At 31.6% G+C, this 16,044-nt stretch carries 11 protein-coding genes; all 11 read right to left on the bottom strand.

What is annotated here, in order from left to right:
- Window positions 1-61 precede the first annotated feature (61 nt).
- Window positions 62-1,477: an MBL fold metallo-hydrolase gene (locus Q0714_RS10650; RefSeq protein WP_298264824.1), complete on the bottom strand. Its 1,416-nt coding sequence runs from the start codon at window positions 1,475-1,477 to the stop codon at window positions 62-64.
- 109 nt (window positions 1,478-1,586) lie between these two features.
- The gene (locus tag Q0714_RS10645) at window positions 1,587-3,347 is read right to left on the bottom strand and encodes a SulP family inorganic anion transporter (protein ID WP_298264821.1); all 1,761 of its coding nucleotides are present in this window, start codon (window positions 3,345-3,347) and stop codon (window positions 1,587-1,589) included.
- Window positions 3,331-5,058: a SulP family inorganic anion transporter gene (locus Q0714_RS10640; protein WP_298264819.1), complete on the bottom strand. Its 1,728-nt coding sequence runs from the start codon at window positions 5,056-5,058 to the stop codon at window positions 3,331-3,333. Before Q0714_RS10640 ends, Q0714_RS10645 begins: the two co-directional genes overlap by 17 nt.
- Before the next feature lie 76 nt (window positions 5,059-5,134).
- Window positions 5,135-6,157: a Holliday junction branch migration DNA helicase RuvB gene (gene ruvB / locus Q0714_RS10635; protein ID WP_298264818.1), complete on the bottom strand. Its 1,023-nt coding sequence runs from the start codon at window positions 6,155-6,157 to the stop codon at window positions 5,135-5,137.
- Window positions 6,158-6,234: 77 nt separating this feature from the next.
- Window positions 6,235-7,986: a cbb3-type cytochrome c oxidase subunit I gene (locus Q0714_RS10630; protein ID WP_298264817.1), complete on the bottom strand. Its 1,752-nt coding sequence runs from the start codon at window positions 7,984-7,986 to the stop codon at window positions 6,235-6,237.
- 36 nt (window positions 7,987-8,022) lie between these two features.
- Window positions 8,023-9,030 carry a cytochrome c oxidase subunit II gene (locus Q0714_RS10625; RefSeq protein ID WP_298264816.1) on the bottom strand — a complete coding sequence of 336 codons (1,008 nt, stop codon included), beginning with the start codon at window positions 9,028-9,030 and terminating at the stop codon, window positions 8,023-8,025.
- 92 nt (window positions 9,031-9,122) lie between these two features.
- Complete coding sequence (locus Q0714_RS10620; protein ID WP_298264815.1) at window positions 9,123-10,448, bottom strand: quinol:cytochrome C oxidoreductase; 1,326 nt, start codon at window positions 10,446-10,448, stop codon at window positions 9,123-9,125.
- 28 nt (window positions 10,449-10,476) lie between these two features.
- Window positions 10,477-11,031 carry a cytochrome c gene (locus tag Q0714_RS10615; RefSeq protein WP_298264814.1) on the bottom strand — a complete coding sequence of 185 codons (555 nt, stop codon included), beginning with the start codon at window positions 11,029-11,031 and terminating at the stop codon, window positions 10,477-10,479.
- An 8-nt stretch (window positions 11,032-11,039) separates the two neighbouring features.
- A complete protein-coding gene (locus Q0714_RS10610; RefSeq protein WP_298264813.1) occupies window positions 11,040-11,561 on the bottom strand; it encodes a DUF3341 domain-containing protein in 522 nt (173 codons plus the stop codon).
- Window positions 11,554-12,945: an NrfD/PsrC family molybdoenzyme membrane anchor subunit gene (gene nrfD / locus Q0714_RS10605; RefSeq protein ID WP_298264812.1), complete on the bottom strand. Its 1,392-nt coding sequence runs from the start codon at window positions 12,943-12,945 to the stop codon at window positions 11,554-11,556. The genes Q0714_RS10610 and nrfD overlap by 8 nt, the downstream gene beginning before the upstream one ends.
- Before the next feature lie 33 nt (window positions 12,946-12,978).
- The gene (locus Q0714_RS10600; RefSeq protein ID WP_298264811.1) at window positions 12,979-16,035 is read right to left on the bottom strand and encodes a TAT-variant-translocated molybdopterin oxidoreductase; all 3,057 of its coding nucleotides are present in this window, start codon (window positions 16,033-16,035) and stop codon (window positions 12,979-12,981) included.
- Window positions 16,036-16,044 lie beyond the last annotated feature (9 nt).

Raw genomic sequence — 16,044 nt, 5'->3', positions numbered from 1 at the left:
CTTTATTTAAATAAAAAAGGGAGTTCTAAAACTCCCTAATTATTAAATTAAAAAAGAACATTTACAGTAATGTTGTTGGGCAAACATACTCTGTTAGTTTAGCTCCAGTATCTTTTATATCTTTAAAACCACCTCTTACATCTGTCACATTATTGACTCCATTAGCTTTGAAAATAGATGCTGCAATTAATGAACGATAACCACTAGCACAGTGTAACACATAATTTTTATCCGATTTAATTTCTGCAAAATTTGAATGAATAAAGTCTAAAGGAAAATTATCAACCCCTACTACATGTTCAGATTGATATTCTGATTCTTTTCTAACATCAAGAGCAACTTCAATACTTCCTTCTTTTAGCTTATTTGCAAACTGAACAGCTGAAATAGAACCAATTTTATCCACTTTATAACCAGCTGCTAACCACGCATGTATACCTCCTCTTAAATACCCTAAAGTATTGTCATATCCAACACGAGAAAAACGTGTTACTACTTCGTGTTCTCTTCCTCCTTCTGCAATAAAAATAATTTTTTGATTGATATCCGTAATCAATGCTCCAACCCAAGGAGCAAAACCTCCATCTACACCTATGTACCAAGCTCCAGGAACTGTACCTTCTTCAGTATATTCATCTTTTGAACGAGTATCAATGACTAATATATCTTCTTGTTCACTCATTTCTTTAAAAGTAGCAGCATCAATTGGAGTTGTTCCTCTATGCAAAATTTCATCAATACTAGTATTTACCCCTTTATTCATTCTAACATTATTGCCAAAGTATTGGGGAGCAGGTTTTAAGCCCGTTGTTACTTCTTTAATAAATTCTTCTTTTGTCATATCTGCTCTTAAGGCATAATTGGTTTTCTTTTGATTTCCTAAAGTATCAAAAGTTTCAGAGCTCATATTTTTTCCACAAGCAGAACCAGCACCATGGTTAGGATAAACAACAATATCATCAGGTAATGTCATTATTTTATTTCTTAATGAATCAAACAAATGACCTGCTAAATCTTCTTGAGTTAAGTCTGATTTTACTGCTAAATCAGGTCTACCAACATCTCCAATAAATAAACAATCTCCTGTAAATACGTAAGGTGTATTTCCATCTTTATCAATTAATAAATAGGATGAAGATTCCATAGTATGACCTGGAGTATGTAATAGTTTTAAAGTAACATTACCAATTTTAAATTGCTCTCCATCTTTTCCTTGATGAATTTCGTAATGAGGATTTGCATTTGGACCAAATACAATAGTTGCTCCAGTTTTTTTAGCTAAATCAACTTGACCAGACACAAAATCAGCATGAAAGTGTGTTAAAAAAACATATTTAATTCTAGCTCCATCAGCCTTAGCCATCTCAATATAGGGTTCAGTCTCTCTTAAAGGATCAATTATGGCAGCTTCTCCATTTGACTCAATATAGTAAGCCATTTCTGCCAAACAGCCGGTAAATAATTGTTCTACTTTCATAATTATCTGATTTTTATTTTATTAAACTTAGTACGTAGTTTTCCAAAACTACAAGAAACAACGTATTTTTATGTAATTAAGGTTACATAATAAAAATATTTTGATTTTTTTAACGATTTGTTTGTTTTATATATTCAAAATATTTCACTTCAATTTCTTTATTCTTTTTTCTTTCTTCAAATGCATCAACTGCTTCTTGAATGCTCATAAAGCAACTTTCTAATCCTATTTTTCTTATAACACCCGCTTTACTTAATACATCTCTTACTGGTCCCTTTAAGCCTGAAAAAGACAATTCAATTCCTAACTTTTCATATTTGGCTATTACATCTTTTAACGTGTATATTGCTGAGCTATCAACACTATTAATACTTTCACCATCAACAATAATTAACTTTAATTTATTTCCTTTTTGAGCAGCGTATTCATCTAACTTATCTTTAAAGTATTGTACATTAGCAAAGTATAATTGAGCATCAAACCTTAAAATAAGAATTTCATCTTTGGTTTCCAATAAACCTTCAAATCTTGATAAATTTCTATAAAAATGAGTATTAGGTACTTTTCCTAAAATTGCAATATGAGGTTTGGTACTTCTATATATTAACATAGAAATTGATAAAACTATCCCAGTTAATATTCCTTCCTTTATTCCAATTGTTGCAGTAATTATCAATGTTATATTCAATATTATTAATTCTCTTTTTGAATAACTAAGTAACTGTTTTGGCACTGTAAAATCTAACAACCCAAAAACAGCTACTATAATTATTGCTGCTAAAATTGCTTTGGGCAAATAATAAAATAATGGAGTAAAGTACATTAATGTAAGACCAACCACAAATGCTGCTATTAAACTAGCTAAAGGAGTTTTGGCTCCAATTTGATTGTTTACAGCCGTTCTAGATAAACCACCAGTGGCGGGGTATGTTTGAAAAAAAGAACCCACTAAATTTCCAAATCCAATAGCTATTAATTCTTTATTGGGTTCTACTTTATAATTAGTATGTTTTAATTCAATTGCTTTTGCTACAGATATCGCTTCCAAAAACGCAATAAATGCTAACGTTAGTGCTATTGGGTATAATTCCATAATTACTTTAAAATTAAAATTTAACATTTTAAAACTTGGTAAACCCTTAGGAATTTCGCCCACAATTTTAACTCCAGACTGTTCTAAATTAAATATTTTAACTAAAAGTATGCCTAATACTACTACAATTAATGCCGCTGGAATTTTTTTAGAATACTTTTTAAAATACACTAAAATAATTATTGAAATAGCCCCAATTAAAAAAGTTTTCCATTCAATATCACTAATATTAGTGTAAGCATCTACAATTAAATTTTGAATTTTATTATTTCTTTGAATATTAACACCTAGTAAGTGTTTTAACTGATTTAGTCCTATAATTAATGCCGCAGCAGATGTAAATCCGCTTATAACAGGTCTTGATAAAAAATTTACCAAAAATCCCAATTTAAATACACCAAAAATAATTTGCATTAAGCCCATTAAGAAAGCTAATAAAATAGCAAACTCAATAAAATTTTCTGTTCCAATTTGTGCTAATGTTGCCACCCCAGAAGCTACAATTAAAGAATCCATTGCTACTGGCCCTACAGCTAATTGTCTAGAAGTTCCTAAAAAAGCATAAACAATTTGTGGTATCATTGCTGTGTATAAACCGTAAATAGGAGGCAAACCTGCAATCATTGCATAAGCAATTCCTTGAGGTATTAACATAATTCCAATGGTTAATCCTGCATTAATGTCACCTTTTAACCATTCTTTCTTATAGTTTGGTAACCATTGTAAACTTGGAATAAAATGTTTAATCATTACTTGTTGTTCATACTTTACATTCATTAAATAATTTAACCTTACAACTTAAGCATTGTTCTTTGTTTAACTTTTTAAAAATTGTTGAAATAGCTGTGTTTTTATCTTTAAAGAAATTTTGAGATCCAATAGTTTGAATAAACCCTCCTTTTTTAAGAACATCTTGACTTATAATTTTTAAACCAACAAAATAAATTCCTCCTCCTCTCTTTTGCCACTTTAAAACCTCATGGGTAATCCATTCAGCCCCAGCTACGTCTATAAAATTAATACCATTTGCGATAATAAGTAAATGTTTATAGTCGTTCTTGTCATACAACTCAGCAAAATAATTTGAGATACCATCTACAGCTCCAAAATATAAAGAACCGTCAATTCTAATCATTTTTAATTGTGGACATTCTTCAGCTGAGTCATCTCTAATTAAATTAATAAATTTATCTGCACTATTTTTTCCAAATACAGCTATGTTTGGTTTTGAAGTTCTTTCTAGATAAAAAAACAGTGAAATTATTATTCCTAAAAATAGGGCAATCTCTAATTCCAAAAATAAAGTTCCCAAAAGAGTAACCATCAAAACAATAAATTCTCGTTTACTGCTTTTTGTTATTTTCTTAATATGTTCAAAATCTATTAAATTATAGCCTACCAATAAAATAATACCACCCATAGCTGGTTTAGGTAAGTGCGATGCAAATTTGGCAAAAAATAAAACCACTAACATTAAACCTATTGCAGATATAATGGCTGAAAATGGTGTTTTAGCTCCTGCTTGGTAATTTACACCTGATCTTGTAAATGAGCCTGAACTTGCATAAGAAGAGAAAAAACTAGAAATAATATTTGACAATCCTTGGCCTATAAACTCTTGATTATTATCTAATTTTTGATGAGAATGTAAGGCTACTGCTCTCGCAATTGAAACGGCTTCAACCAAACCTAGTAAAGCTAAAGTAATTGCACCTGTAGTTAACAAACGCATATCTTCAAAATTAAAATCTGGTACTTTAAATGGTGGTAAATTAGAAGGTACATTTCCTACGGTTTCAATCCCATGTAAAGAACCTCCTAAAAGAATTGCCAAAACGCTTCCCAACACCATCGCTATTAACATGTATAATCTTGAAATGTATTTGATTCTTTTTATTACAAATGCAATTAAAAGAGTACCTAATGCAACCCCTAAAACATATAAATTAGTTTCTTGTATGTGTAAAATGATATAATCTATAATTTCGTAGAACGAACTTCCTAATGGAACTTCTATACCAAAAACATATTTTAATTGTTTAAAAGCGATTAAAATTCCTGCTCCAGCAGCAAAGCCTATTACAACAGAATGTGAAACAAAATTTACTAGTTTACCCATTTTAGCAAAGCCCATTACTAGTTTTATAACTCCTGCCATAAATGATAACAGTATTGCTAATGAAATAAAAGCTTCCATCTCAGATTCAGGGTTTGCAAATTTACTTATTACTGCAAATACAACTATAGAACTTGTGGTTGTTGGTCCAGAAATTAAATGATATGATGAGCCAAATAATGCAGCTATTAAAGGGGTTATCATTGCGGTATAAAAACCATATATTGGAGGTAAACCAGCAATCATAGCAAATGCTACTGCTTGAGGTATCACAATAATGGTTCCTGTAATACCTGCAATTATATCATCTTTCCAAGTGTCTTTTATTAAAGGCAACCATATTAAAAAAGGGAATAGTTTTTTTAAACTCATAGCTAAGTTTATGCTAATTATCACTACAAAAGTACAGCGATAAAAATTTAGTTTTGTGATTTTAATCACATATTGTTTAGAATAGTTCTCCCTGACTTTCTCCTTTAACTTTACCTAAGTGTTTGTAAGCTAAATGAGTAACTTCTCTTCCTCTTGGTGTACGCATTATAAAACCTTCTTGAATTAAAAAAGGTTCATAAACTTCTTCAATGGTTTCAGAATTTTCTCCAACTGCTGTTGATAATGTACTTATCCCTACAGGGCCTCCTTTAAACTTATCGATAATTGTAGTCAAAATCTTATTGTCCATTTCATCTAGACCATGAGCATCTACGTTTAAGGCATTTAAGGCATATTTTGCAATTTCAATGGTAATTGTTCCATCTCCTTTAATTTGAGCAAAATCTCTAACTCTACGCAATAAAGCATTTGCTATACGAGGTGTTCCTCTACTTCTACCTGCGATCTCAATTGCTGCTTCCATTGAAGTAGGCACTTTTAAAATGGTGGCGCTTCGTTGAACAATAGTAGTAAGTAGTTCTGTATTATAGTATTGCAATCTACTACTAATTCCAAATCGAGCTCTCATTGGTGCTGTTAATAAACCTGAACGTGTAGTGGCTCCAATTAAAGTAAATGGTTCTAAATCTATTTGAACAGTACGAGCGTTTGGTCCAGATTCAATCATAATATCGATACGATAATCTTCCATTGCAGAATATAAATATTCTTCTACAATTGGACTTAATCGATGAATTTCATCAATAAACAATACATCTCGTTCACTTAAATTGGTCAATAGCCCAGCTAAATCACCTGGTTTATCCAAAACAGGACCTGAAGTTATTTTAAGACCTACATTTAATTCATTGGATAATATATGTGCCAATGTAGTTTTTCCTAAACCTGGGGGACCATGAAATAACGTATGATCTAAGGCTTCGTCTCTTAAATTCGCCGCTTCAACAAAAATTTTAAGATTCTCTAAAACTTGCTCTTGTCCTGTAAAGTCACTAAAAGTTAATGGACGTAATTTTTTTTCAACGTCCAATTCTTCAGGTGAAAAATTAGTTTTATCAGGATTCAAATTTTCATTCATAAAAACAAAGATAGAAGAAATAAAAAAACCTTTCTAAAAAATAGAAAGGTTTTAAATTAAAAATATATTTTTAATAATTATGATTCTTCTTCTCCTTCATTTAAAGGTGTGATTTGAGAAACAAAATCGTCTTCATGTCCTGGTTTACTATAGTCATAAGCCCAACGGTGAACAGCTGGTATTTCTCCAGGCCAGTTTCCATGTACATGTTCTATAGGGGTAGTCCATTCAAGAGTATTTGATTTCCAAGGGTTTTGAGTTGCTTTTTTTCCTTTATATATACTAATAAAAAAGTTAGCTAAGAAAATTAATTGAGCAGCACCACCTAAAATAGCGAACAATGTAATTACAATATTAACATCAGCTACGTCATCAAATAAAGGAAACGCTGTATTTGAATAATATCTACGTGGTAAACCAGCTAAACCAACAAAATGCATTGGGAAGAAAACTCCGTAAGCTGCTACAACAGTTATCCAAAAATGCCAATATCCTAATGTTTTATTCATCATTCTGCCATACATTTTAGGGAACCAATGATATACGCCTGCAAACATACCATAAATTGCAGAAACACCCATTACCAAGTGGAAATGTGCAACTACAAAATACGTATCATGTACATTAATATCTAAGGCACTATCTCCTAAAACTAACCCTGTTAAACCACCTGATATAAATGTTGAAACAAATCCGATTGAAAACAACATCGCTGTATTCATTTGAATGTTTCCTTTCCACATTGTTGTAATCCAGTTGAATGCTTTTACTGCCGAAGGAATTGCAATTAATAATGTTGTAAATGTAAAAACAGAACCTAAAAATGGGTTCATTCCAGAAACAAACATATGGTGCCCCCATACAATTGTAGATAAAAAGGCAATTGCAATAATAGAACCTATCATTGCTCTATAACCAAATATTGGCTTTCTAGAATTACACGCGATAATTTCAGATACTATACCCATTGCTGGTAATATAACAATATAAACTTCTGGATGGCCTAAAAACCAAAATAAGTGTTCAAATAAAACTGGAGAACCTCCTTGATAATGTAGCACTTCTCCTTGAATAAAAATATCGGATAAATAAAATGACGTTCCAAAACTTCTATCAAAAATTAATAAAAGTGCTGCTGATAATAATACTGGGAATGATACCACTCCAATGATAGCAGTAATAAAAAATGCCCAAATAGTTAATGGTAAACGAGTCATTTTCATTCCTACAGTTCTTAAATTAAGTACCGTTACTATATAGTTTAACGAACCTAATAATGAAGAAGCTATAAAAATAGCCATTGATATTAACCAAAGTGTCATTCCTAAACCAGAACCTGGAATAGCTTGTGGCAAAGCACTTAATGGAGGATAAATGGTCCAACCTGCTGATGCAGGCCCTGCTTCAATAAATAATGAACAAACCATAATTACACTTGACAAAAAGAATAACCAATAAGAAACCATGTTTAAAAAACCTGATGCCATATCTCTTGCTCCAATTTGTAAAGGAATTAATAAATTACTAAAAGTACCACTTAAACCAGCGGTTAACACAAAAAATACCATGATAGTACCGTGTATAGTAACCAATGCTAAGTAGATATCTGGAGACATAACTCCACCATCTTGATGATGACCTAAAAATGCTTCAATAATACTAAATGATTTATCTGGCCAAGCAATTTGTAATCGAAATAACATTGACATAAATACCCCTATAACTCCCATAAAAATACCAGTAACTAAATACTGTTTTGAAATCATTTTATGGTCAGTACTAAAAACGTATTTTGTAATAAATGTTTCTTTATGATGATGATCTGACATAATCTATTTTTTTATTAGTAGTGTAGTAGTTAATTTTTATTGTACAACTTGTGCCATTGTTTTTTGATCTTTCAACCATGAGTTGAAGTCTTCTTCTTCCTCAACTATTATTTTCATTTGCATGTTATAATGTGAAGCGCCACAAATTTTATTACAAAGTAGTAAATAGTCAAATTCATAAGCGTCCTCTCCTTTTTCAGCTCTAATTTTATTAATGCCTTCAACTTTAGTAATAGTTTTTTCATTTGCTCTCATTTCTTCAGTTGTTAATGAAGGTGTAAAAGCGAATTCAGTTACCATACCAGGAACACAATTCATTTGAGCTCTAAAGTGAGGCATATAAGCTGAATGTAAAACATCTTGCGAACGGAATTTAAATATTACTTTTCTTCCTTTAGGCAAACGTAATTCACGCACAGGAATATCATCCAAAGCATTTTTATCAGTCATATCTACCCCCATTGTATTGATTCCTTTAATGTTTCTAACATTTGCTAAACCAAGTTCATTATCGGCACCAGCATATCGGGCTTCCCATTGAAATTGTTTAGCATACACTTCAATAATTAATGGGTTTTCAGCATCTGAAGAGTCCATTACATCATTCCATACTGTTAAACCATATAAAACTAATCCTGCAAGTACAACAGCTGGTACTACTGTCCATATAGTTTCTAATTTATGACTATCTGCATAAAAAAGTGCTTTTCTACCTTTAATACCTCTGTATTTAAAAGCAAAAAAGAATAGTAAAAATTGAGTGATTGCTTGTACAACTAGTATTAATAACATGGTTATAAAATACAAAGTATCATACTTTTCTCCCTCAAGTGAAGCAGAGTCAGGTAAAAGGATTGATGAATATTTTACAAAAGAAAATATCATTAACCCATAAAAGAAAATACCAAATGCTGCAAATAGAATTCCTTGAGTGTTATTGTCCTTCTCAGTGGCTATTGCACTTTTTAAATTTAGAATACTTGCTATTTGCCATATTGCTACGGCAACAACAATGGCAAGTAATACATAAAGTAATGCTGTCATATTTTTTAGTTAGTGTTATAGTGGTCGCAAATATAAAAAAAATCCTGAATAACTACGAATTCAGGATTCTTTTCAATATAATTATTTAATTTTTAATAATGAAAGTCTTCGCTTTCTTTAATAAAAGGATTTCCTTTTGCTAATAAAGGAACTTTTGATAATGCTGTAAATACAACATAAATAAATATTCCTAATATTAATAATATTGAGCTTAATTCTGAAACTCCAAAACTCCATTGATCTCCAACTGTTGCAGGCATAATCATCACATAAATATCAACATAATGACCTATTAAAATAACAATCCCTGTACAAACTATAAACCAATTAACTCGTTTATAATCACTGTTCATTAAAACTAATAAAGGGAACACAAAGTTTAAAACTAACATTCCTAAGAAAGGTATTTTATATTCATTAAATCTCGATACAAAATAAGTAACTTCTTCTGGAATGTTGGCATACCAAATTAGCATAAATTGTGAAAACCATAAATAGGTCCAAAAAATACTAAATCCGAACATAAACTTTGCTAAATCATGTAAGTGACTATCATTCACAAACTCTAAATAGCCTTTTCCTTTTAAATATATAGAAATCAAAGCAATCGTTGTAATTGCTGAAACTATCATACTTGCAAAAACGTACCATCCAAATAAGGTACTAAACCAATGTGGGTCTAATGACATAATCCAGTCCCAAGACATCATAGATTCTGTTACTAAAAAGAATACTAAAAATGCTGCTGAACTTTTAAATAATTTCGTATAATTACTTAAATCTGAAGCGTTGTCTTGAGCCAATGTCAATTTTCTTGAATACTGACGATACCATATCCAACCAGCCATATAAATTGCTGCTCGTATTAAGAAAAATGGCACATTTAAATACCCTGATTTATTTTGAATAAGTTCATCATGTGCTACAACTTCAGGATCCATCCAAGTAAACAAATGGTTCATATGTAATGATGAAAGCACAAAAAATACAAAAAGTAAAATAGCTCCTATTGGCAAATAAGCTGTAATTGCTTCCATAACTCTAAACAAAACAACAGGCCATCCTGCTTGAGAAGCATGTTGAATAGCGTAAAATGCCAACGTTGCTAATGAAATCATAAAAAAGAAAAACAGTGCTACATATAATGCTGACCAAGGCTTATTTTTTAATAAATGAAATACATGTTCCGCATGTGCATCATCAGAATGTGTTGTTTCGTGGACAGCATTTTCGCTTGCATGAGCATTATTTTCATGAGTTACCGCTACTTCACCATGTGCATCATGGGTTTCTTGTAACATTACTTTAACATCTTCTACTGAGCTTGGTGTAGAGAAAAAACCGTAAGCAACACCTAAAAGACCTACAATCATTAATGCAAATGAAAATGTTTTTAATTTACTTGAAAAGGTATACATATCTTTAATTTCTATCTTAGTAAAAGTGTTATTTTAATAATTCAGTTCTCAATTGTTGAACATACAAGGTTACTTGCCAACGCTCTTTCGCTGTTAACTGTGATGCATGAGACCCCATTAGGTTTCTACCATGCATAATTACATGATAAATACTTCCTTCTGTAATTTCTCTATCTTTATAATTAGGAATTCCTAAAAACTTATCACGCTGTACTAATACACCATCACCTGCTCCAGTTTTTCCATGACAAGAAATACAATATATATCATACATTTTTTTTCCATTAGCTAGGTTAACTTCATTAACTTCTAATGGATTTTTAAGCTCTAATTTTGCTGCTTCATAACCTTCATTGGTATTTTCATACTCATAAGGTACATTTCCTCTTGAAATAGTTCCTTCTACAGGTAGTTGAGTTGTCATACCATTTGAAAAATTTGGATTTGTTGTATAAGTTTCATAACCAACTGACTTATACATATCTGGCATATATTGGTAATTTGGTTTTGTTTTATCGCCCCAACAAGATGATAAAGTAAAAATAAAAACCAATGCTATTGCTATTTTTAAAATGTTTTTCATTTTAATTATTACTTTTCAGTTACTTTAATTTCAACAGTTCCTGTTTTTTCTAAAAACGAAATTAATTCAGCTTCGTCACCTTCAACTGCCACTTCCATTACAAACATATCATCTGTTGTTCTAGGATCTGGATTTTCTGCTTGTTTAAATGGCCATAATTTACTTCTCATATAAAAAGTAATTACCATTAAATGTGCTGCAAAAAACACACTCATTTCAAACATAATTGGAACAAATGCTGGCATATTTTGGAAAAATGTAAAACTTGGTTTTCCACCAATATCTTGAGGCCACTGTTCAATCATCATATAATTCATCATCCAAACTGCAAATGAAAATCCTACGCACCCATACATAAAAGCGGTAATTGCAATTCGTGTTCCCTTTAATCCCATAGCTTTATCTAGACCATGAACTGGAAATGGTGTATAAACTTCTTCAATATGATGATTTGCTGCACGTACTTCTTTTACAGCATCCATAAGGATGTCATCATCATTATACATTGCTTGTACTACTTTATTACTCATGATTTCCGTCTCTTAATTTTTTAAATTTTTCTCCTGATGACTTTAAAATAGATTTAACTTCTGCTTGAGCTATAACTGGGAATGTTCTTGCATATAATAAGAATAATACAAAGAAAAATCCTATAGTTCCAACGTAAATTCCTATATCAACAAATGTTGGTGAGAACATAGTCCATGAAGATGGTAAATAGTCTCTATGTAATGAAGTTACAATAATCACAAATCTTTCAAACCACATTCCAATATTTACAACTATTGAAATTATAAATGAGAATGTGATACTTGTTCTTAATTTTTTTGACCACATAAATTGTGGTGAAAATACATTACAACTCATCATCAATAAATAAGCCCACCAATAAGGACCAGTTGCTCTGTTTAAGAAAGCATATTGTTCATATTCTACACCAGAATACCAAGCAATAAATAATTCTGTAATATACGCACATCCAACAATTGAACCAGTAATCATAATTACTATGTTCATTAATTCTATATGCTGTTTGGTAATATACGCTTCTAAATTTGAAACTTTTCTCATTATAATAAGTAACGTATTCACCATTGCAAATCCAGAAAATACAGCTCCAGCAACAAAATAAGGAGGGAAAATTGTGGTATGCCATCCAGGAATAACCGATGTAGCAAAGTCAAATGATACGATGGTATGTACTGATAATACTAAAGGTGTTGCTAAACCAGCAAGTACTAAAGAAACTTCTTCAAAACGCTGCCAGTCTTTTGCTCTACCAGTCCAACCAAAACTTAATAAACTATAAATTTTCTTTTGAAAAGGTTTAATTGCTCTATCTCTTAACATTGCAAAATCAGGTAACAAACCAGTCCACCAGAAAACTAATGACACCGATAAATATGTTGAAATAGCAAATACGTCCCATAATAATGGAGAGTTGAAGTTGGTCCAAAGTGTCCCAAATTGATTTGGAATTGGTAACACAAAATGAGCGTTCCATACACGTCCCATATGAATTACTGGGAATAAACCTGCTTGAACTACTGAGAAAATTGTCATAGCTTCAGCTGAACGGTTAATACCCATTCTCCATTTCTGACGGAAAAGTAAAAGTACCGCCGAAATTAAGGTTCCTGCGTGACCAATACCTACCCACCATACAAAGTTGGTAATATCCCAAGCCCAACCTACGGTTTTATTTAATCCCCAAACTCCAATTCCTGTTCCAATGGTGTAAATAATTGAACCCAATCCCCAAAGAAAGGCTAAAAGTGCAATTGTAAAAACTGTCCACCATAATTTATTTGCTTTTCCTTCAACTGGAGCTGCTACTTCAACAGTAATATCATGGTAGCTTTTATCTCCTACAATTAAAGGTTTTCTAATAGGTGCTTCGTAATGAGACGACATAATCTATTTAATTATTATCTATTATTATTATTTTTATGCTTCTTCCGTATTTCTAACTTTCACGTGGTAAACAACATTCGGTTTTGTACCTATATGCTCCAGTAAATGATACGCTCTTTTATCTTTTGTTAAACTTGTAACAGAATCTTCTTCATTGTTCACATCACCAAATACCATAGCTCCAGTACTACAAGCATTTGAACAAGCTGTTTCAAACTCATTGGTGTTTACTGGTCTACCTTCTTTTTTTGCTTTTAAAATGGTAGCTTGAGTCATTTGAATACACATTGAACATTTTTCCATTACACCACGAGAACGAACAGTAACATCTGGATTTAACACCATTTTACCTAAATCATCGTTCATATTGTAATCAAATTCACTATTATTTGGATAGTTGAACCAGTTGAATCTACGTACTTTATAAGGACAGTTATTTGCACAATAACGAGTACCAACACAACGGTTATAAGCCATTTGATTTTGCCCCTGACGACCATGAGAAGTCGCTGCTACAGGACAAACTGTTTCACAAGGTGCGTGGTTACAATGTTGACACATTACTGGTTGAAAAGCTACTGAAGGATTTTCAGAAGGATCTTCTAATTCTGCCATAGTATCTTTATATCCAATAACCCCTTTCCCTGCTTCTTTCTTTTCATTATCACCAGCAAAATCTTCTTCATGAGAATAATATCTATCAATACGCAACCAGTGCATATCTCTAGATTTTCTAATCTCATCTTTTCCAACAACTGGTACATTGTTTTCTGCGTGACAAGCTATTACACAAGCTCCACATCCAGTACAAGCGTTTAAATCAATTGATAAATTAAAATGATGTCCAATTGATCTATCAAATGAATCCCATAAATCTACTGTTGTTGCTTCTACTTCATTATGATCTAACGAAACTACTGGTACTTTATTCCATTCTTTAGCATCAATATGATTATAATCTTCTAAAGTAGCTTCTTTAATTATATCTCCTCTACCCATTAAAGTATTGTGCAATTGAACACAAGCAAATTCGTGTTCGCCTTCAGCTAACTTTAGAGTAACATCAGATTGATATGTATTAAATCCTTTATAAAACTGGTAAGCATTTTTACCCGTTTGCATTTCTTCTTTAAGTCCTTCTTTACGTCCATAACCAAGCGCTAGACCTATAGAACCTTTTGCTTGACCAGGTTGAATTAAAACTGGTAACACTTCAGAAACTCCATTGACAGTAATTTCAACTAAACTTCCATTCAATGCTCCATTGGCTACATTATGATTTATTACTCCTAATGATTCAGCATCTGCTTTAGACATTGTTAAGTAATTATCCCAAGAAGTTCTTGTAATTGGATCTGGTAATTCTTGTAACCAAGGGTTATTAGCCATTTGACCATCTCCTAAACCGGTTTTTGTATATAATGAAAGCTCAAAATCAGTTCCTTTAACTTTTCCTAATTCAGTTCCTGCTGCATTAATATCAACTTCATTTATTGTTACTTCTTCTACAGTTTCAGTAACAAAAACACCATCGTGCAATGCTTGATTCCAAGATTTACCTTCTAATATATCTGTTTTCCAAGATTCTTTTAAGAATTCATAATATGAAGAAGTACTACCTGTCCAAACTAATAACGAATCTTGAAATTGTCGCGTATTAAATAATGGTTTAATAGTTGGTTGCATTAAGCTATAATGTCCTTTTTTAATAGTAACATCACCCCAAGACTCTAAGTAATGTGGCGTAGCTAATGCATATTGAACAGTTTTTGCTGTTTCGTTATCTTGCATTGAAAATGCCACAGATAATTTAACTTTTTTCAAGCCTTCAATAAATTCAGAAGAATTTGGTAACGTATAAACAGGATTTGCATTGTTAATAATTAATGCTCCTATTTTGCCAGCATTCATATCTGAAATTAGTTGAGTAACTTCAGCATCATTACCTTTTCTAACGTTTTTTATAGCAACTACATCAATTACTTCACTATTAATTGCATTATTAATAGCCAAAGTTAATAATTGAGCATTTTTATCTTGAATACCTGTTACCACAACTGCTTTAGAACCTGCTGCCTTAATTTGAGCTGCAGCTTTCAAAATTGCATCATTTAAAGGAGAAGCTTCTCTTGTTGAAATACCTCTTACTACCGCATTGTATAATTTGATAAGTGCTAAATTTTGCTGAGATGGTTTAATCATTAAACGTTTATCAGCATTTGCACCTGTTAAGGTCATATTTGATTCAAACTGAATATGGCGAGACATTTTTCCATTTTTAGGCACTCTGCTTTTAGCATAACTCGCATCAAAACCTCCACCTTGCCAATCACCTAAAAAGTCCGCTCCAATTGAAACTATAACTTCTGCTTTTTCAAAATTATAATCAGGTAATGCTCTTGAACCGTACATTGCTTCAAAGGCATCTAATGCAGCAGATTCTGAAACAGCATCATAAACCACGTGATTTACATTACCAAAAGTTTCGTTTAATTTATTGACAAGTTTTTTTGTTGAAGGACTTGCACAAGTTCCTGTTAAAACAGCAATTGGTAAACCAGCTTCTTTTACTTCATTTAATTTTGAAACAATTTGTTGATCTGCATCAGCCCAAGAAATTTCAGTTCCATTTGCCTTTGGACCTTTCAATCTAAGGCTATCATATAATGATAAAACGGAAGCTTGCACACGTGCATTGGTAGTTCCATTTGCTTCTTTATTAGGTTCAATTTTTATTGGACGTCCTTCTCTAACTTTTACTAATACATTTGCAAAATCAAAACCATCTGCCATTGTTGTTGCATAATATTCAGCAACTCCTGGAATAATATCATCAGGTTTAATTACATAAGGAATTGATTTTACTACTGGACCTTCACAAGCAGCTAAAGAAGCTGCTGCAGTTGTAAATCCAACGTATTTTAAAAAGTCTCTACGTGTTGTTGATGAGGCTTCCAAATTCTTTTTATCACCTAAAAATTCATCAGTAGGAATTTCTTCAACAAACTCGTTTTGTTTTAACGTATCAACAATAGAGCTTTTTGTATTTAGCTCCTCAACACTTTTCCAGTATTTTTTGTTTGATGCCATTTTATATTT

Origin of the sequence: uncultured Lutibacter sp., assembly GCF_947493565.1 — a bacterium.
GTDB lineage: Bacteria > Bacteroidota > Bacteroidia > Flavobacteriales > Flavobacteriaceae > Lutibacter > Lutibacter aestuarii.
The sequence above is the reverse complement of the archived record's forward strand: the minus strand, read 5'-3'. Positions and strand labels throughout refer to the sequence as shown.

What these genes read in the sequence shown, in the direction of transcription:
- Q0714_RS10630 (WP_298264817.1), bottom strand. Translation starts at nt 7,986, where the DNA reads ATGTCAGATCATCATCATAAAGAAACATTTATTACAAAATACGTTTTT.
- Q0714_RS10650 (WP_298264824.1), bottom strand. Translation starts at nt 1,477, where the DNA reads ATGAAAGTAGAACAATTATTTACCGGCTGTTTGGCAGAAATGGCTTAC.
- nrfD (WP_298264812.1), bottom strand. Translation starts at nt 12,945, where the DNA reads ATGTCGTCTCATTACGAAGCACCTATTAGAAAACCTTTAATTGTAGGA.
- Q0714_RS10645 (WP_298264821.1), bottom strand. Translation starts at nt 3,347, where the DNA reads ATGAATGTAAAGTATGAACAACAAGTAATGATTAAACATTTTATTCCA.
- Q0714_RS10615 (WP_298264814.1), bottom strand. Translation starts at nt 11,031, where the DNA reads ATGAAAAACATTTTAAAAATAGCAATAGCATTGGTTTTTATTTTTACT.
- Q0714_RS10610 (WP_298264813.1), bottom strand. Translation starts at nt 11,561, where the DNA reads ATGAGTAATAAAGTAGTACAAGCAATGTATAATGATGATGACATCCTT.
- ruvB (WP_298264818.1), bottom strand. Translation starts at nt 6,157, where the DNA reads ATGAATGAAAATTTGAATCCTGATAAAACTAATTTTTCACCTGAAGAA.
- Q0714_RS10600 (WP_298264811.1), bottom strand. Translation starts at nt 16,035, where the DNA reads ATGGCATCAAACAAAAAATACTGGAAAAGTGTTGAGGAGCTAAATACA.
- Q0714_RS10620 (WP_298264815.1), bottom strand. Translation starts at nt 10,448, where the DNA reads ATGTATACCTTTTCAAGTAAATTAAAAACATTTTCATTTGCATTAATG.
- Q0714_RS10625 (WP_298264816.1), bottom strand. Translation starts at nt 9,030, where the DNA reads ATGACAGCATTACTTTATGTATTACTTGCCATTGTTGTTGCCGTAGCA.
- Q0714_RS10640 (WP_298264819.1), bottom strand. Translation starts at nt 5,058, where the DNA reads ATGAGTTTAAAAAAACTATTCCCTTTTTTAATATGGTTGCCTTTAATA.